Source organism: Peribacillus sp. Bi134, assembly GCF_918698065.1.
GTDB lineage: Bacteria > Bacillota > Bacilli > Bacillales > DSM-1321 > Peribacillus.
On record NZ_CAKKLN010000020.1, the window covers coordinates 9,301 to 31,473 of the forward strand.

The 22,173-nt window shown below is 32.1% G+C and carries 3 protein-coding genes; all 3 read left to right on the forward strand.

Going from position 1 to position 22,173, the window contains the following annotated elements:
- Positions 1-64: 64 nt before the first annotated feature.
- The 3 genes from LQ188_RS26355 (at position 65) to LQ188_RS26365 (ending at position 22,054) form a co-directional block, all read left to right on the forward strand.
- Positions 65-10,774 (forward strand): non-ribosomal peptide synthetase, encoded by a 10,710-nt coding sequence (locus tag LQ188_RS26355; protein WP_230178910.1) that lies wholly within the window; start codon positions 65-67, stop codon positions 10,772-10,774.
- A 162-nt stretch (positions 10,775-10,936) separates the two neighbouring features.
- A complete protein-coding gene (locus LQ188_RS26360; protein ID WP_230178913.1) occupies positions 10,937-18,088 on the forward strand; it encodes a non-ribosomal peptide synthetase in 7,152 nt (2,383 codons plus the stop codon).
- 129 nt (positions 18,089-18,217) lie between these two features.
- The gene (locus tag LQ188_RS26365) at positions 18,218-22,054 is read left to right on the forward strand and encodes a non-ribosomal peptide synthetase (protein ID WP_230178915.1); all 3,837 of its coding nucleotides are present in this window, start codon (positions 18,218-18,220) and stop codon (positions 22,052-22,054) included.
- Positions 22,055-22,173 lie beyond the last annotated feature (119 nt).

Consider the following 22,173-nt stretch of genomic DNA (forward strand, 5'->3'; position numbering starts at 1 on the left):
TTAACATCCTAGAAATTTTTTTGAATATTAATAATTATATTAGAAAATGGGAGATAATCACTTAATGGAGAAGTTAGATAAAAAAATTATAGAAAATATTATGGGATTAACTAGCTTACAACAAAGTATGTTATTTTCTTATGTTATGGATGAAGATAGCAGAGAGTGTCACGAGCAATTAAGCTTAACCATTTCCGGAGATATTAAATTAGATTTGTTAGAAAAATCATGGAATTCCGTGATTGAAAACAATGAAATGTTGAGAACTGTTTTTAGATGGAAGGGTATTGAGAATCCAGTACAAATAGTGAAAAAAAATCATGGGATAACAATTCAATATTATGATTTTACTGAAAAGTTAGATAAAGAAGGTGCCGTAGAAGATATTAAATCAATGGATTTTAGTACTAGAATTGATTTAACAAAGGAAACAATAAGAGTTTATTTATGTAAACTAGACAATCATCAATATAATATGATTATTACAAATCATCATATTATTTACGATGGCTGGAGTAATGGAATCATTTTAAATGAGTTAGTTGAAGCGTACTCAAGTTTTTATCGTGGAAGCAGTCCTAAAGTGCAAATAAAGACAAAATTTAGTGAGTTTGTTAAATACACAACAAATCTTAACAAGAATGAACAAAAAGAGTATTGGGACCATTTTATTGATTCAGGCAATCCAATATGCTGTTTCGAAGGGAAATCAAAAGGTGAATATAAAGAGATTTTATATTCGCTAGATGAGGTAAGTTCAAATAAAATCAAAAAATTCGCTGAAACAAATAGAGTAACCTTAGCAGCATTGCTATATACGTCTTGGGGACTTTTAATGCAAAAGTACAGTAACTCGCAAGAAGTTATATTTGGAACAACAGTGTCAGGAAGGTCAGAAAAAATTAGATCCATAGAAAATATGGTTGGTTTATTTATAAATATTATTCCACTGACAGTAAAATCAGAAGATCATATATCATTCATTGATTTAGTTAGAAATATTGATAAAACGCTGAGAAATAGAAAGGAATTTGAGAATACACCATTAATTGATATTAAGGAATATTGCGGTTTAAAAACGAATGAGGAGCTTTTTAATTCAGTAGTTACAATAGAAAATTATCCTTTAAATGTAAAAAAAGATCATATTTTATCTATAGAAAATTATTCTATTGTTGAAAGGGACAATTATAATTTAGATCTACAGATTCTGACTTTTGATAGAATCGAATTTAAATTCAAATTTAATAGCTTAGTTATTGATGAAACTATAGTTAATAGAATGACAAGATACTTAGAAAATATGATAAGTGATCTGCTAAATAACAAAGAGATAAAAATATCAGAATTAGAGCTATTATTAGAAGAAGAAAAGAACCAATTATTAAAAGAATTTAATCATACAGATGCGGAATATCCGAAAGATACAACCATTCAACAAATATTCGAAGAACAAGTAGAAAAAACACCTGATCACATCGCGGTAGTATATGAAGAAAATAAACTAACGTATAGAGAATTAAATGAAAAAGCAAATAGTCTGGCAAGGACCTTAAGAGAAAAAGGTGCCGCACCTGAAAAGGTTGTCGCTTTGATGGTGGATCGTTCTATAGAAATGATCGTGGGAGTACTAGGCATCATTAAATCCGGCGCGGCTTACATACCGATCGATCCCGATTACCCTAAGGAAAGGGTCAGTTATATCCTGGAAAATAGTCATGCGGATTTAGTAATAACAGAGACAAAATTTATAGACAGTATAGATATAGACTGCCAAACAATCGATATACATAAGAGCGATGTGTATTTAAATCATACATCGAATCTGGAAATCATAAATAAACAGGAAGATTTACTATATGTTTTATACACCTCAGGTACGACCGGAAAACCGAAAGGAGTCATGGTTACTCAAGGTAATGCCATCAATATGGTCTATAGCTGGATCAGTCATTATCATTTAGATCAATTTCATGTGAATTTGCTGCAATTGGCAAGTATATCATTTGATGTATTCACAGGGGATTTATGCAGAAGCATATTAACCGGGGGCACCATGTATATATGTCCAAGTGATATAAGAATAAATATGGAGGAGTTATATCAAACAATTAAGAAAAACCACATCAATATATTTGAATCCACGCCAAGTTTAGTCTTCACACTGATGGACTATGTGGATGAAAACGAACTGCCCTTAGAGAGCTTGAAGTTATTAATATTGGGATCAGATAGTTGTGCGATAGAAGATTATAAAAGGTTAGTGGGGAAATATGGACAAACGATGAGGGTCCTCAATAGCTACGGTGTAACAGAAGCTACTATTGATTCTAGTTATTATGAAGAAAAAATAGAGAATATACCAGCAAATTTAGTGAATACACCAATAGGGAAGCCATTGCATAATACTAAATTTTATATCTTGAATAAAGCCTGTGAACTTCAGCCCATAGGTGTCATCGGCGAACTTTATATAGGTGGTGCAGGAGTATCAAGAGGTTATTATAACAGATTGGAGCTAACGGCTGAGAAATTTGTGGATAACCCATTTGCCAAAGGAACAACACTGTATAAAACAGGAGATTTAGCAAGATGGCTGCCTGATGGAAACATCGAGTTTCTGGGAAGAATCGATAACCAGATTAAAATAAGAGGCTTTAGAATTGAACTTGGAGAAATCGAAAATCGATTATTACAGCATGAACATATTAAAGAAGCCGTAGTCCTAGCAAAAGAAATAAAAGAAACTGAAAAATACCTATGTGGGTATGTCGTAAGTGACAAAGAGATTCAGGACTTGAACTTAAGCAGTTATTTAATGGAGCGTTTACCAAAGTATATGATTCCGGCTTACTTTGTGCAGATGGAAGAAATGCCGTTAACTCCGAATGGAAAGCTGGATAGAAAAGCGCTTCCAGAACCGAACTTAGAAGCAATGACAAATGAATATGAAGCACCAAGAAATGAAGTAGAAGAAGCTTTGGCAAGGGTCTGGAGTGAAGTATTAAAAGTAGAAAAAGTAGGAATAAATGATAACTTTTTTGACCTTGGAGGCCATTCTCTAAAAGCCACAGTACTTCAATCAAAAATTCATAAAGCATTGAATAAAGATATACCGCTTAAAGATCTATTTGGGTTGCCGACCATAAAAGAACAAAGTGCATTTATAGAAGATAAGGAAGAAACTATTTATACAAAAATAACAACAGTAGAGGAAAAGGAATACTATGAAGCATCCTCAGCACAAAAAAGAATGTATATGTTGCAAGAGTTTGATAGAGATAGTATTGCCTATAATATTCTGGGAGGCCTAGATATATCGGGTAATCTGGATATTGCTAGATTAACAGAAACATTTAGAAAGTTAATTGAGAGACATGAAGCATTAAGAACAAGTTTTCATGCAAAAGAGAATATGATCGTACAAAAATTGCATAAATCAGAAGAAATGGAGTTCAGAGTAGAAAAGATAAAAGTCGAGAACGAGGAAGAAGTAAAAGAAAAAGCGATTGAATTCATAAAGTCATTTGACTTAGAGAAGGCCCCGTTACTAAGAGTTTCTCTGCTAAGTCTAGAGAAAGACAGACATATTCTGCTGTTTGATATGCATCATATCATATCAGACGGGTTCTCTATGAGCATCTTAGCTAAAGAATTTAGCAAGCTATATGCTGGAGAAGACTTAGAAGAACTTAAAGTGCAATATAAGGATTACTCGGCATGGCAATTGAAGAAAAAAGAAAGTGAGGAGTATAGAAAACAGGAAAAATATTGGCTCAAGGAATTAAGTGGAGAGCTGCCGGTATTAAATTTACCTACTGATTACTCAAGACGATCAAAAATCGATTTTAGTGGAAGTAGTGAATCTTTCACACTGGATAAAGAAATAACTCAAAAGTTAAGAAGTGCAGCAAAAGTAACTGGAAGCACCTTGCATATGGTGTTATTAGCGAGCTTTAATATTTTCCTAGCAAAATATAGTGGACAAGAAGATTTTGTTGTTGGAACCCCAATAGCTGGAAGAAATCATAGAGATTTAGAAAATATAATTGGTATGTTTGTAAATACGTTAGCTATAAGAACGAGTGTAGATAGTAAGTTAAGTTTTAAAGAGTATTTGAACTCTGTAAGAGAAAAGACATTAAGTGCTTATGAAAACCAAGATTATCAATTTGAAGATTTAGTAGATCAAGTAACTGTCAATCGAGATTTAAATAGAAATCCATTATTTGATGTGATGTTTGTGCTACAAAACATGGATGAAGCGAAATTGGAGATAGAAGAATTAACCTTTAAACCCTATCACTTTAGCGTCGATGTTGAAAAGTTTGACATAACCATGACCGCGATAGAAGGAGAACATGAGATAAACATCGATTTAAGTTATTCAACCAGCCTATATAAGCATGAATCGATAGAAAGAATGGTAAGTCATTTCGTAAACATCGTGAAAGAAATCACAAAAAATGTGGAGATTAAACTTAAGGCTATTGAAATACTAAGCAAAGATGAGAATGATATGCTCTTGACAGAGTTTAATGATACAGTAGCAGATTATCCAAGAAACAAAACGATACACGAACTTTTTGAAGAACAAGTAAAAAGGACACCAAATCATATTGCTGTAGTAATTGGCGATCAAGAGCTAACTTATAAAGAACTTAATAAACGGGTTAATTCCTTGGCTAGAGTCTTAAGAGAAAAAGGTGCAGGACCTGAAGTTATTGTAGGGATCATGGCAGATCGTTCTATTGAAATGATCGTAGGAATCATGGCTATATTAAAGGCTGGCGGAGTATACTTGCCTATGGATCCAGACTATCCAAAGGATCGAATAGAATATATGTTACAGGATAGTCAAACCAGAATATTATTAACTACAAAAGGGCTAGCTGATCATATAGAAACGGATGTAGATATGATCGATTTATTGGATAACGATTTATTTGAAGGAGATTCAAGTAATCTAAATCTAGTAAATACTCCACAGAATTTAGCGTATATTATTTATACATCTGGAACTACAGGCAATCCTAAAGGTGTAATGATTGAACATAAGAACGTGGTAAGGTTATTGTTTAATAATAAAAAGAAATTCGATTTTAATGAAAAAGATGTTTGGACAATGTTTCATTCCTATTGCTTTGATTTTTCTGTTTGGGAAATGTATGGAGCATTGTTATATGGAGGAAAGCTGGTTTTGGTTCCAAAAGTGGTAGCCATGGATACAGAGGGATTTTTAAAAATCCTAAAAAAAGAAAAGGTTACAGTCTTAAATCAAATTCCAACTCCTTTTTATAGCCTCATGAATAAAGAACTAGCACACAGTGAAAAAGAACTGAATTTAAGATATGTCATATTCGGTGGAGAAGCATTAAAGCCGAAAATGTTAAGAGAATGGATAAAAAAATATCCTGAAACAAAATTGATTAATATGTATGGAATAACAGAAACAACCGTTCATGTAACCTATAAAGAAATTGGAGAAAAAGAAATAAACGAAGGGGTAAGTAATATAGGAAAGCCTATCCCTACACTAACTGCCTATATAATGGATGAAAATTTAAGACTTTTACCAGTGGGTGTCCCAGGAGAGCTTTGTGTTGGCGGCGATGGGGTTGCAAGGGGCTATTTAAATAGGAAGGAACTGACCCAGCAAAAGTTTGTAACGAACCCTTACAGAATAGAGGAAAGAATATATAGGTCTGGTGACAAAGCTAGATTACTTCATAATGGAGATATAGAATATCTAGGCAGAATCGATTTTCAAGTTAAAATAAGAGGCTTTAGAATAGAACTTGGAGAAATTGAGAACAGCCTGTTAAAAGTAGAAGGTATCACAGAAGTAATCGTAATAGATAAAGGTGAGAATGAAAATAAGTATCTATGTGCCTATTATGTGGGGAAAGAAGAGTATAGCGCAGGAGAACTAAGAGAAAACCTTAAAAAGTCCTTACCAGACTATATGGTACCGTCATACTTTATAAAGCTGGAGGAAATGCCATTAACGTCTAATGGAAAAACAGATAGAAAATTCTTACCAGATCCAGAAGGTGAAGTTCTTACTGGAGCAGAATACGAGGCACCAAGAAATGAAATGGAAGAAAAATTAGTTCAAATATTTCAGGCTGTATTAGGTGTAAGCAATATAGGTATAAATGATAACTTTTTTGAGCTTGGAGGACATTCATTAAAGGCCACAGTACTTATTTCAAAAATTCATAAAGAATTGAACAAAACTGTGCCACTTAAAGAGATCTTTGAGTCACCAACAATAAAAGAGCTAAGTGCATTTGTTGAAAATGAGAAAGAGAGTATTTTCCTTGAAATAGAAAAAATAAGAGATGAAGGGAATTACGAAACATCATCTGCCCAAAAAAGAATGTATATGCTGCAGCAGTTTGACAAGAATAGCACAGCTTATAATATGCCAATAGCATTTGAGTTAAATGGAAATATTAATAAAAAACAAATAGAAGACACATTTAGGAAACTTGTTAAAAGACATGAAGCATTAAGAACCTATTTTGAAATGAATGAAGATCAAATTGTACAAAGAATCGATCATTCTTATGAATTTAAGTTAGAGGTAAGACAAGAAAACGAAGATATAGATACGATCTTAAATAACTTCATAAGACCATTCGATTTAAGTAAAGCTCCATTATTAAGAGTGGAACTCGTGGAGAGTAAAGATAAAACATACTTACTGATAGATATGCATCATATTATTTCAGATGGAGTATCTTGTAATATTTTAATAAACGAGTTTATAGAGTTATATAACGGGAACGAATTAAAACCACTAAAGCTACAGTATAAAGACTTTGCAGAGTGGCAGAATAAGTTCTTAAATTCGGAAGAAATGAAAAGACAAGAAGAGTATTGGTTAAATATCTTTGGTGATGAAATACCAGTATTAAATATCCCTACTGATTATAAAAGACCAGCCATTAAAAGTTTCGAAGGTGATAATGTAGGGTTTGAGTTGGATGAAAAACTGATCGAACAATTAAAAGAGCTTACAAAAGAAACAGGAACAACCATGCATATGGTATTACTATCAGCATTTTATATATTACTATCTAAATACAGCAGGCAAGAGGATATCGTAATCGGTGTACCGGTGGCTGGAAGATCTCATGCAGATCTCCAAAATATAATGGGTATATTTCTAAATACATTGGCATTAAGGATGAAACCAGAGGGTGGTAAGAAATTTACAGAATTTTTTAAAGAGGTAAAAGAGAATTCTATTAAGGCATATGAAAATCAAAGTTATCCATTTGAAGCATTAATAGAAAAGATAGATGTGAGAAGAGCTGCTAGTAGAAACCCAATGTTTGATGTCATGTTCAATATGGTTGACATAGAAACGGAAAGTATGAATGAATTCGATGGATTTATATTGAAAAAATATAATGATGAATACAGGACATCTAAGTTCGACTTAACATTGAATGTAACACAATCGGACAAAACATTACGCTTTACTTTAGAGTACTGTACAAAATTATTTAATAAAGAAACAATAGAAAGATTAGGCAAACATTTTATTAGAGTATTAGAAAATGTAATGGATAATACGGAAGTAGAACTAAATCAAATAGACCTGTTAACAGAAGAAGAAAAGGTCCAACTATTATATGAGTTCAATAATACAAAAGCTGATTATCCCAAGGGAAAAACGATACAGCAATTATTTGAGGAACAGGTGGAAAAAACACCCGATCATATTGCCATTGTATTTGAAGATAAAAAGTTAACTTATAGAGAGTTGAATGAAAGAGCTAATAGACTTGCAATAGAGTTACGAAATAGAGGAGTTAAAGCTGATACAATAGTAGGGATAATGGTGGAAAGATCTCTTGAGATGATAATAGGAATAATAGGTATTTTGAAATCAGGAGGGGCATATTTACCTATTGATCCAACGTATCCAAGGGAAAGAATAGAATATATGTTAGAAGACAGTAAGTGCCAGATAATACTAAGTGAGACAAGTTTACTAGATATGGTGAAGTTTAAAGGATCTGTTCTGGATTTATTTAACTGTGACTTATTGTGTGGAGAATCAAGAAATCCAGAGAAAATCAATAGTTTTAAAGATTTAGCATATGTTATTTATACGTCAGGATCAACAGGTATGCCTAAAGGTGTAATGATAGAACAACAACAGGTAAATAATTTTATCCATGGAATAAAGCAAGAAACTAAATTGAATTCATATCAAAATATATTATGTATTACAACATTATGCTTTGATATCTTTGGACTAGAAACCCTAGTACCATTAACAAATGGATTAAAGGTTGTAATTGCAAGCAGCGAAGAAAGTGTTGATGGTAAGAAACTGGCAAGAATTATGGATGAAAATAAGATAGAAGTCATGCAAAGCACCCCTTCAAGATTGAATATACTGTTGGAAAATGAAGATTTTCAAGAATCCATTAATCATTTGAAATTAGTATTAGTAGGCGGAGAAGAGGTAGCATCAAGTTTATTTAATAAGTGGAATAAGTACAATCATACAAAAATTTACAATGTATATGGACCAACAGAGACAACAATATGGTCAACAATAAAACTTCTAGAACAAGATGAAAAAATAACAATTGGCAGACCAATCAGTAATACAAGCATCTATATATTAAATAAGGATAAACAAATGCCTATAGGAGTTGAAGGCGAATTATGTATTGGCGGGGATGGTGTAGGAAGAGGATATTTAAATAGAGCAGAATTAACAGCAGAAAAATTCGTAGAAAATCCTTTTGAACCAGGAAAGAAAATTTATAGAACTGGGGACCTAGCAAAATGGCTGCCTGATGGAAATATAGAGTTTGTGGGAAGAATAGACAATCAAGTGAAAATAAGGGGCTTTAGAATCGAGCTTGGAGAAATCGAGAACCGAATACTGCAGCATGATGAAGTGAAGGAAGCAACAGTTGTGGTAAAAGAAGATAAAGAAAATGAAAAGTATATCTGTGTGTATGTGGTAAGTGATAAAGAAATAAAAGATTTGAAATTAAGGGATCTTTTACGAGGAAGCCTACCAGAATATATGATTCCTTCTTATTTTGTTCAAATTGAAAAGATGCCGTTAACTCCTAATGGAAAACTTAATAGAAGAGCACTTCCAGAACCGAATGTAGCAGAAAAGACCAATGAATATGAGGTGCCAAGAAGTGAATTAGAAAAGGTTCTAGCAGAATTATGGAGTGCAGTATTAGGAATAGAAGAAATAGGAATTAATGATAACTTTTTTGAGCTTGGAGGTCATTCTCTAAAAGCTACCATTCTTTTATCAAAGATTCATAAAGTATTGAATAAAGAAATACCACTAAACGAGATATTTAGTCTACCAACAATAAAAGAACTAAGTGAATTTTTAGAAGGTCAAGAGGAAAATGTTCACTCAAAAATAGAGAAAATAGAATATGGGGATATATATTTAGCTTCATCCGCACAAAAGAGAATGTACATGCTGCAGCAATTTGATAAAGATAGCACAGCTTACAATATGCCAACGGCGTTTGAGTTAGATGGAAATATTAATATTAAACGAATAGAAGAAACATTTAAGAAACTGATTCAAAGACATGAAGCATTAAGAACTTCTTTTGAAACGAATCAAGATGAAATCGTACAAATAATTGATCATTCTTATGAATTTAAGTTAGAGATCAGACAAGAAAGCGCAGATCTAGATGCGATCATAAATAAATTCATAAAGCCATTTGATTTAAGTAAAGCACCACTATTAAGAGTAGAAATGGTAGAGAGTGAAGAAAAAACATATTTATTGATAGATATGCATCACATCATATCAGATGGAGTATCTGGCGGTATTTTAGTGAATGAGTTTATCGAGTTATATAAAAGAAGAGAATTACAACCATTAAAATTGCAGTATAAGGACTTTGCAGAGTGGCAGAATAAATTCTTGAAATCAGAAGAAATGAAAAAACAAGAAAAGTATTGGTTAAATATGTTTAGAGAGGGGATACCTGTATTAAATTTCCCTGGTGATTATGAAAGGCCGGCCACTCAAAGTTTTGCAGGTGATACTTTAAGTTTTGAAGTAGATGAAAAGACTACAGAACAATTGAGAAATCTTGCTAAAGAAACAGGAACAACGATGCATATGGTGTTACTATCAGGGTTTTATATACTGCTGTCTAAGTATAGTGGACAAAAAGATATCGTAATCGGAATACCGATAGCAGGAAGATCACATGCAGACCTTCAGAATATAATGGGAGTGTTTGTAAATACGTTGGCGCTAAGAAATAAGCCTGAAGGAAATAAAATGTATGTGGATTTCTTAAAAGAAGTAAAAGAAAACTCTCTATATGCACATGAAAATCAAAATTACCAATTTGAAATGTTAATTGAAAGTCTAGACTTAGTAAGGGATACAAGTAGAAACCCATTGTTTGATGTTATGTTTGATATTGCAGCAATTGAATCAGATCGCGATATGAAAGTGGATGGTCTTATATTAAGACCTTATAAAATGGAAAACAAAATATCAAAGTTTGACCTAAATTTAGAAGTAGTAGAATATCCAAAAACACTTGAAATCGTATTATCGTATTGTGTAGAGCTGTTCCATAAAGAGACTATCGAATTTTTATTAGAGGATTACGATTCCATCCTTAAAACAATAACCAATGATCGAAATGTAACATTAAACAATATAGAGTTGAAAAACTTAAAGAATAATGATCCAAAATTAGAGTTGGATTTATTTGAACATTTCTCGTTATAGGAGCATTTTCGACTTTTCTAATATATCGAATTGCGATGAGCAAGTTCATTTAGTTATGAATTCCTTGTAGACATAAAGAATCTGTTCTAAATGGAGTAGTGGGCATGATCAGCTGTTTCCCTTACGAAACACGAATAATCGTTTCATCTTTGGGTGGAGCGCATGCCCACAAAGACTCCAACTGGAAAATTTTACATGGATGTTTCACACCAAGCGTTAAGAATTATATGTTTAGATAGGTGGTTAAGAGATATTATGAAGGAAATGAAAGAACATGATCCAATTCAATATTGGAGAGAAGCGATTCATATAGCAAAAAATAGCGAAGGAAACACATGGGGTCATGGGGAAGATTCACATGAAGCAGGTCAGTATGAAATCACCATTGATAAATGTTATTGTGACAGGCTAAAAGAAATATGTAAAGATAATGATCTTTTATCTTTTACTTTTATCGTATCGGCATTCAAGGTTAGTTTATCAAAATATTTGTCTGAAAAAGATATCACCATTGGTATTCCTTGTTATAGGCCTGAAGGAAGAGTGATGTTAAATAAAGTATTACCGTTAACATCTCATATAGATTATGATCAATCATTTTCGAACTACATGATGAGCATTAAGGGTGAAATGCTGCAAATATATAAGAATCAATCCTATTTAAATACAAAGATATTACAAGATGAAAATATCAATAATTTGATGGAACTAACGCCGATAAATATATCAATGAAGGGGTTACATCAGGAAAAAGATATTGACTATATACTAAGTTCAAGCAAAAATCAATTATCATTTATACTTGAATCAACTCAAAATGAATCAAGTAACATAAAGGTTATCTATAACAAAAAACAGCTTTCCGAGTTTGATGTCAGGATTTTGACTGATAGCTTTTTTAATGTTTTCAAATCAGTACTAGTAAATTATAAACAGAAAATATCAGAATTAGAGCTATTATTAGAAGAAGAAAAGAACCAATTATTAAAAGAATTTAATCATACAGATGCGGAATATCCGAAAGATACAACCATTCAACAAATATTCGAAGAACAAGTAGAAAAAACACCTGATCACATCGCGGTAGTATATGAAGAAAATAAACTAACGTATAGAGAATTAAATGAAAAAGCAAATAGTCTGGCAAGGACCTTAAGAGAAAAAGGTGCCGCACCTGAAAAGGTTGTCGCTTTGATGGTGGATCGTTCTATAGAAATGATCGTGGGAGTACTAGGCATCATTAAATCCGGCGCGGCTTACATACCGATCGATCCCGATTACCCTAAGGAAAGGGTCAGTTATATCCTGGAAAATAGTCATGCCGATTTAGTAATAACAGAGACAAAATTTATAGACAGTATAGATATAGACTGCCAAACAATCGATATACATAAGAGCGATGTGTATTTAAATGATACATCGAATCTGGAAATCATAAATAAACAGGAATATTTACTATATGTTTTATACACCTCAGGTACGACCGGAAAACCGAAAGGAGTCATGGTTACTCAAGGTAATGCCATCAATATGGTCTATAGCTGGATCAGTCATTATCATTTAGATCAATTTCATGTGAATTTGCTGCAATTGGCAAGTATATCATTTGATGTATTCACAGGGGATTTATGCAGAAGCATATTAACCGGGGGCACCATGTATATATGTCCAAGTGATATAAGAATAAATATGGAGGAGTTATATCAAACAATTAAGAAAAACCACATCAATATATTTGAATCCACGCCAAGTTTAGTCTTCACACTGATGGACTATGTGGATGAAAACGAACTGCCCTTAGAGAGCTTGAAGTTATTAATATTGGGATCAGATAGTTGTGCGATAGAAGATTATAAAAGGTTAGTGGGGAAATATGGACAAACGATGAGGGTCCTCAATAGCTACGGTGTAACAGAAGCTACTATTGATTCTAGTTATTATGAAGAAAAAATAGAGAATATACCAGCAAATTTAGTGAATACACCAATAGGGAAGCCATTGCATAATACTAAATTTTATATCTTGAATAAAGCCTGTGAACTTCAGCCCATAGGTGTCATCGGCGAACTTTATATAGGTGGTGCAGGAGTATCAAGAGGTTATTATAACAGATTGGAGCTAACGGCTGAGAAATTTGTGGATAACCCATTTGCCAAAGGAACAACACTGTATAAAACAGGAGATTTAGCAAGATGGCTGCCTGATGGAAACATCGAGTTTCTGGGAAGAATCGATAACCAGATTAAAATAAGAGGCTTTAGAATTGAACTTGGAGAAATCGAAAATCGATTATTACAGCATGAACATATTAAAGAAGCCGTAGTCCTAGCAAAAGAAATAAAAGAAACTGAAAAATACCTATGTGGGTATGTCGTAAGTGACAAAGAGATTCAGGACTTGAACTTAAGCAGTTATTTAATGGAGCGTTTACCAAAGTATATGATTCCGGCTTACTTTGTGCAGATGGAAGAAATGCCGTTAACTCCGAATGGAAAGCTGGATAGAAAAGCGCTTCCAGAACCGAACTTAGAAGCAATGACAAATGAATATGAAGCACCAAGAAATGAAGTAGAAGAAGCTTTGGCAAGGGTCTGGAGTGAAGTATTAAAAGTAGAAAAAGTAGGAATAAATGATAACTTTTTTGACCTTGGAGGTCATTCGTTAAAAGCAACGATATTAGCAGGCAGAATTCGTAAAGAGTTGAATGTAGATGTGCCTCTGAAAGAAATATTTAGTCTAGGAAACATAAAAGGTCTTAGCGAATATATCTTTACTAATAGTAAGAAACAATACGAAGAAATAGAAAAAGTGGAAGAAAAAGAATATTATGAAGCATCCTCAGCACAAAAAAGAATGTACATGTTGCAAGAGTTTGATAGAGATAGTATTGCCTATAATATGCCTGGAATTTTAGAGATAACAGGTAAACTGGATATAAATCGATTAAATGAAGCATTTGCAAAATTAATTGATAGACATGAAACATTAAGGACAAGTTTTTATGCTATAGAAGAAAAGATTGTGCAAAAAGGTCATGTAGCAGAAGAGATAAAATTTGAAATAGAAAAAGTAAATGCTCAAAGTGAAGAGGAAATAAATGTAAAGGTCAAGGAGTTCATAAAGCCATTTGACTTAGAGAAGGCCCCGTTACTAAGAGTTTCTCTGCTAAGTCTAGAGAAAGACAGACATATTCTGCTGTTTGATATGCATCACATCATATCAGACGGAGTTTCCGTGAGCATATTAGCAAAAGAATTTAGCAAGTTATATGCCGGGGAAGGTTTAGAAGAACTCAAAGTGCAATATAAGGATTATTCAGCATGGCAATTGAAGAAAAGAGAAAGTGAAGAGTTTAGGAAACAGGAAGAATATTGGCTCAAGGAATTTAGTGAAGAGCTGCCAGTATTAAATTTACCTACGGACTACACTAGACCAAAAGTGAAAGATTTTGGCGGAGAAAGTATCAGATTTGTTCTCGATAAGGAAATAACAGAAAAGTTAAAATCGATTGCTAAAGAAAACGGCAGTACTCTGTACATGATTTTATTAGCTAACATTAATATTTTACTATCTAGATATAGTGGTCAAGAAGATATTGTAGTTGGAAGCGTAATAGCTGGGAGAAACCATAGAGACTTAGAAAACATAATTGGTATGTTTGTAAATACGTTAGCCATAAAAACGTACGTAGATAGTGAGTTAAATTTTATAGAATATTTGGAATCCGTAAGAGAAAAGACATTAAGTGCATATGAAAACCAAGACTATCAATTTGAAGAATTAGTTGAAAGGGCAGTTGTAAGTAGAGAATTAAATAGAAATCCAATCTTTGATGTGATGTTTGTGCTACAAAACACGGAAGAAGAAAGGCTAGAAGCAGAGGATTTAACTTTTAAGCCTTATCATACAAGTTATGATGTGGAAAAGTTCGATATAACAATTAATGCAGTAGAGGAAAATGATGAGATTAACTTTCATTTAAGTTATGCAACTAGCCTATATAAGCATGAAACGATAGAAAGAATGGTAAGTCATTTCGTAAATATCGTAAAAGAAATCACAAAAAATGCGGAGATTACACTTAAGGATATTGAAATACTAAGCAAAGGTGAGAAGCATAAGCTCTTGACAGAGTTTAATGATACGGCAGCAGATTATCCAAGAAACAATACGATTCACGAACTTTTTGAAGAACAAGTAAAAAGGACACCAAATCATATTGCCGTGGTATTTGAGGATAAGAAACTAACATATAGAGAACTTAATGAAAGATCTAATTCTTTGGCAAGAGTTCTAAGAAAAAAAGGTGTAGGTCCAGATGTTATTGTTGGAATCATATCAGAACGTTCGGTTGAAGTAATAGTAGGTATAATAGCTATATTAAAGGCGGGTGGAGCCTATTTACCGATAGATTTTGACTATCCACAAAATAGAATAAAATATATGATTGAAAACAGTAATGCCAAAATCCTATTAACCCAAATTGATGAAAAAAAATGTAAAGACTTTGGATGCGAAGTAATGGATTTAAGCAATGAGAGCTTATTCAGCGAGGATAATAAAGACATCGATAACATAAATTCTAGTAATCATCTAGCTTATGTTATCTATACTTCGGGAACTACTGGAATACCAAAAGGAGTAGAAGTTATTCAAAGAAATGTAGTAAGACTTGTTAAAAATACTAACTATATAGAGATTAAGGATCATGATAGGATCCTTCAAACAGGTTCAATAGCTTTTGATGCATCCACTTTTGAAATTTGGGGAGCGCTATTAAATGGGGCAGCTTTACATTTGGCGGATAAAGAAATGATATTGAATACCACTCAATTAGAACAGTATTTAACAAATAACAGAATAACGATCCTATGGTTAACATCTGCTTTATTTAATAAGTTAGTGGAAGATAATAACCACTTATTTAAGTATCTAAAATACTTATTAGTAGGTGGCGATGTCGTTTCCTTAAAACACGTCATGAAGGTAAAGAAACAATCAAAAAATATTAAAGTGATTAATGGATATGGCCCAACCGAAAATACAACATTTTCCACATTCTATGAAATAAATGATGCAACTAATATATTACCGATTGGGAAGCCGATAGCAAATTCAACTGCTTATATTTTAGATAATAATAATAAATTAGTTCCAATTGGCGTGCCCGGAGAATTATGTGTAGGTGGAGATGGGTTGGCTAGAGGTTACTTAAATAATGAAGCATTAACGAAAGCAAAATTTGTTAAGAATCCATATAAGTCTGGAGAAAAACTGTATAGAACGGGTGATTTAACAAGATGGTTACCGGACGGTAATATAGAATTTTTAGGAAGGATAGACCAGCAAGTTAAAATTAGAGGCTTTAGAATCGAGCTTGAAGGAATACAAAATAGATTATCAGAAATAGAGGGGATAGAAGGAGCAGTCGTATTAGATAAAGGGGAAGCTGAAAATAAGTATTTATGTGCTTATTATGTGGCAGAAAAAGAGTATAGTGCAGCCCAATTAAGAGAAGCCCTAAAAAACAATTTACCAGACTATATGATACCGTCATACTTTATAAAATTAAAGGAGTTACCTTTAACATCCAATGGTAAAGTAGACAGGAGGTCTTTTCCAGAACCAGAAGGAGAAATCATCAATACAGGAACAGAATATGAAGCTCCAAGAAATGAATTGGAAAGGCAATTGGTAACCATATGGGGAAATGTTCTGGGATTAAATCATATAGGAATCAATGATGATTTCTTTGTATTAGGGGGTCACTCTTTAATAGCAACAAAATTAGTTGGCAGAATTCATAAGGAGTTACATGTACAAGTCCCATTAAAAGAAATTTTTCGTTTCAGAAATATAAAAGGACTTAGTGAATATATAGTAGCTGCTAGTAAAGAAGAATATCAGTCTATAGGTTTATCTGAGAAAAGGGATTATTATGAAATTTCGTCAGCACAAAAGAGAATGTATATTTTACAAGAATTTGATAAAGACAGCATAGCTTATAATATTCCAATGGCCTTAGAAATCACTGGTGATTTTGAATTAGAAAGAATGTACGATATATTTTTGGAGTTAATGATTAGGCATGAAACGTTAAGAACCACCTTCCATACGAAAAATGGGGAAATAGTACAACAAATTCATAGCATCGAAGAGATTCAGTTCAACATTGTTCAAACGGACCTTAGTGATGTAGAGGAAGAAATTAGAGAGAGTCAATTACGAGAGAAAATAAACGAATTTGTAAAACCATTTGATTTGGAGAAGCTTCCATTATTTAGAGTATCAGTTATCCAATTAGAAAAAAGCAAATATTTAATGTTGCTGGATCTGCATCATATTATTTCAGATGGCACTTCGATGGCAATCCTAACAAAAGAATTTGGTGACTTATATGCAAATAAAAAATTAGAAGACTTAAGGATTCAATATAAAGATTATGCTACATGGCAGCTAAATTGCAGAAAGACAATAGAGTATAAAAGGCAAGAAGAGTATTGGTTAAAAGAGTTTAGTGGTACCATACCTCAATTAAACTTGCCTACCGTCGAGCATGCCGGACCTGAGAGCAATTATTTTAATGGGGATAGTATCCAATTTATTTTGGATAAAGAAACAACACATAACCTAATGGAGGTTGCCAAAGAAACAGGAATTACGTTATATATGATTCTGTTAGCCAATATCAATATATTGTTATCAAAGTATAGTGGACAAGAGGATATCATCGTCGGAACACCAATAGCTGGTAGAAATCATAGAGATTTAGAAAACTTAGTTGGAATGTTTGTAAACACCTTGGTGATCAGAACAATGGTGAAAGATGAATTAAGCTTTAAGGACTATTTGAAAATGGTGAAAGAAAAGACATTAAAAGCTTATGAAAACCAAGATTATCAATTTGAAGAACTAGTTAATCAGGTTGGTGCCAGACGTTCGTTAAATAAAAATCCAATATTTGATGTTATGTTTATCCTGCAAAATTTTGAAGAGAGCAGAATTAAACTAGATAATATAACGTTAAAACCATATAACCTAGATGTCTTTGAAAATACAGAAAAGTTCGATCTAACGATAGAGGCTTTTCAAAGTGATGATGAAATTCACTTGAAAGTAAGTTATTTAACTAGTTTATATGATCAACAAACGATGGAAAGAATCGTTCAATTACTGCAGAATTTAATAAAAGTAACAAGTAATAATTCAGACAAAATAATAGGAGATATAGAATTATGGACTAAAGAAGAGAAAAGCATCTATGAAGAGAAAATGAACTATTACAATACAAACGAATATGACTTTTCATTTTGAACTTTCTGGATATTTAAAGTATTTTAAAAGATTTGGTAAGTAATGTGGGGCTAATTGTAAAAAAGCTAATCCTATACTTGAAATGATTATTTTTGCAGAGTAAAAACCAGGAAGGGGATGATTCCTTTGATGAATGAGAAAGTGAAAGAAAAAGCATATTGGAGCAAAATTATAGGGGAAGAATCTGATAAGGTGAACTTCAAGAAAGACTTTTATGGGGATAAAGGGAATAAAAAACAGGTTGAATGGAAATTAGGTCCAGAAAAAGCTGGGTTTTTATCAAAGGTCTGTCAGCATGATGACATGCTTATTCATATGTTTATCCTTACAGTACTTAAAATCGCCATAACGAAATATTCCCAAAGTACAAAATTTTTTATTGGAATTCCACAATATATTAAATCAAGTGATATAGATAGTAATAATCCATTTATCGTTTTGCATAACAATATGAATCTAGAAAATTCATTTAAAGAAGAACTTATGAAATCAAAAAAACAAATGTTAGAAGCTTATGCATATCAATTTTTTGATATGCACGAGCTTTACATCAAAAATTATATTCATCATAAGGTGAATGTATATTGTTGTATGAAGAATATGCATAGCACTAGTCAGATAGATAATATTTTTAGTTTAAAGGAAAATGAGCTTACTTTAGTGATAGATAAAAAGAATAACGATATGAAGTTAACGTTTCATTACTCGGATCGATCCTTGTCCTATGATGTTCATATCATTACAAGTATTTTTACGAATGTGTTAAATGATATTTTGAAAAATTCATCTATAAAGCTAAAAGAAATAGAAATAGTAAGTAATGAAGAAAAGAATAAACTATTAGTTGAGTTCAATAATACAAAAGTGAAATATTCTGATAATAAAACGATACAGCAATTGTTTGAAGAACAAGCTGAAAAAACTCCTAATAATATAGCGGTATCGTTTGAAGGGGAGAAAGTAAAGTATAAAGAACTTAATCAAAAAGCGAATGCATTAGCGCGAGTGCTAAAAGAAAAGGGAGTTGGCCCAGATGTAATAGTTGGGGTCATGACAAATCGGTCAATAGAAATGGTTATCGGAATGATAGCCGTACTAAAAGCGGATGGTGCATATTTACCAATCGACCCGAAATATCCACAAAAACGAATAGAATATATGATGAAAAACAGTGGAGTTAACATATTATTAACACAGAGTAGTTTATTATTGATGTGTGATTATGGTTGCGAAGTAATAGATTTGAATAATGAAAGGTTATATCAAAAAGAAAATAGCAATCTTAACAGAGTATCAAATCATAAAAATCTAGCATACGTCATCTATACTTCTGGAACAACTGGCAATCCTAAAGGGGTTGCTGTAGAACATAAGGGAATCATAAATTTAACCAATACATTTAAAAAAGATTTTCGGATCCATTCCAATAAGAAAATCTTACAATTTGCTAGTATATCATTTGATGCATTTGCTTGGGAATTATCTATGAGTCTTTTATTAGGAGCAGAATTACTTATAACAACCGAAGAAATCATTATGAATCCAATGAAATTAAGTCAATACATAAAGGATCATGAGGTCAATATCTTAACAGTGCCGCCATTTATAGCCAATGAGTTAGATTTAGACGATTCTAAAGTCGAATTGATCATAACAGCTGGAAGTGATGCAAAGAAGAATATGGTTAGCAAACTTTCTCAAAAAAACAGATATATTAATGCTTATGGACCTACAGAAAGTACTATTTGTGCAACCATGTGGGAGTGTGAAAATGAAGAAAATAACACGATCCCAATAGGAAAACCCATAAGTAATACAAAGGTTTATATCGTTGATAAGTATCATAATTTGCTGCCAATTGGTGTAGCAGGGGAGTTATGCATAAGTGGAGATGGAATTGCAAGAGGGTACTTAGCTAACAAAGAGTTAACAGATCAAAAATTTGTAAATAACCCATTTGAATTAGGAAAGAAAATGTACAAAACAGGAGATTTAGCCAGATGGTTGCCAGATGGTAATATCGAGTTTTTAGGAAGAATAGACCATCAAGTTAAAATAAGAGGTTTCAGAATAGAACTTCCAGAGATAGAAAATCAATTGTTAGAAATCGTAGGGGTAAAAGATGCAATTGTATTAGATAAAGGAGATTATGAGAGTAAGTATTTATGTGCTTATTATGTATCAGAAAAAACGTACAATGTAAATGAATTAAGAGAAGAGCTTAAAAAATATTTGCCTGATTATATGATCCCCTCGTACTTTATAAAACTAAGTGAAATGCCTTTAACAACCAATGGGAAAATTGATAGAAAGGCATTACTAGAACCAAATACTGAGATTAATACAGGGGCAGTATATGAAGAACCAAGAAATGAAATTGAAAAAGTATTAGTAAAAGTATGGGAGCAAGTGTTAGGAGTTAACAGAATAAGTATTAATGATAATTATTTTAGTTTAGGTGGGAACTCACTAATTGCTATCAAGATCGCTTCAATACTTCAAGAAGAAAACATAACTATTGCACTTAGCGATATATTTATGTATCAAGATATAAAAAGTATTTGTAATCATTACGTTGCACAACATAACAATCGTGAGCAAAGTTATGAATCAGATATGACTGAGGAATGTATTAGTGAGGCAGATATACAAGAATTTGTAGAATTAACAAGAAATAAAGTAAACGCAGAATATTATGAGTTTACGGAAAAAATAATAAATAAAAACGTCATTAATAAATACAAACTTGCAGAAATACAAAAAATGAGTAAAAAAATAGGTTTGACAAAGTCAGGAACAAAAATTGAATTTAATTTCGAGGTAGATATATCAAGATTAGAAAGTGCAGTAAGTTCTTTAATAAATCGAGAGGACATGCTAAGGGCGGCAGTAGTAGAAAAACAATCTGAGATGTATTTATACGAATACGATACGATCGAAAATGTAAAATTGCCATATCTGGATTTAAGCAAAATAGAGAAAGAGAAAAGAACATTTATATTAAAGGAAGTAATAAAAGATATAAGTATTAAAGTCCATGAAAATAGTAATTATACAAAAAACAAAATTTACTATGCGTTTATTTTAGTTAAACATGCAAGTAATAGGTCTGTTTTATATATGATCGTAAATCATTTAATATTTGATGGTATGAGCTCAGAAATAGTAAAGAATTTAATAGTTAAAGAGTATATGAACGATGGTAGCAACAGACCAAGTGATTCTAAAGCCACTTATTTGGATTATATCAATCAAATGAAAAAAGGCCCTCAAGAGATTACTGAAGAAGAGATAATAAAGGAATTTAATCTTGATAAGTTTGTAGAAGCTTCTAATATTTATCATGAAAAGTTAGCTGAAATAAATCATAAATTAGTTTTTAAACAACTTGAATTTGAGGTGCCAAACGAGATTTTAAATAATCAGGATCAAATGTGGGAATTTGCTTTTGAGAAATTTATTGAAGTTTATAGAAAAAATTTAGATATCGTGAATTTGCCAATAAGCATTTTAAACATGGGAAGAAGGTTTGGAGAAAGAAATTACTTCACAGTAATTGGAGAGTTTTTAGATATAGTTCCATACATCTGTACAATGGGTGATGGCAACTTTAAAAAAATTAGCAGCATGATAAATTTAGCAAGTGAAAAGAATATCAATTTTATAACGATTCTGAAGGATATCGAAGTAGCGCAAAAGTATAAAAAAGTAAGTAGAATATTAAACCAATCTAAATTGCTAGACTTTGATATACCAATATTTAATTATTTGGGAGTATATGATGCTGATTATAAAATAACACAATTATTTCAACCAAGTGATGATACAAAGCATCCTAAAGAAGATAAAACCCAAAGAGGAGCTAATTGCTATATAAGCGAGAATAAATTAATCATGTTTATCGAAGTATTAGAAGATAAACCTGGTAATAAAGTATTGGAAAATTCGAATTTACAGCTAGTTTAATAACCATATAATAAACGTCATTCTACTATTTTTAAGGGGAACAGTAATCATGTGGAAGAAGAAAATTAGAACGAATAAACTATCATTTGTGTTAATTGCCGTGATCTTAATGGTTACCT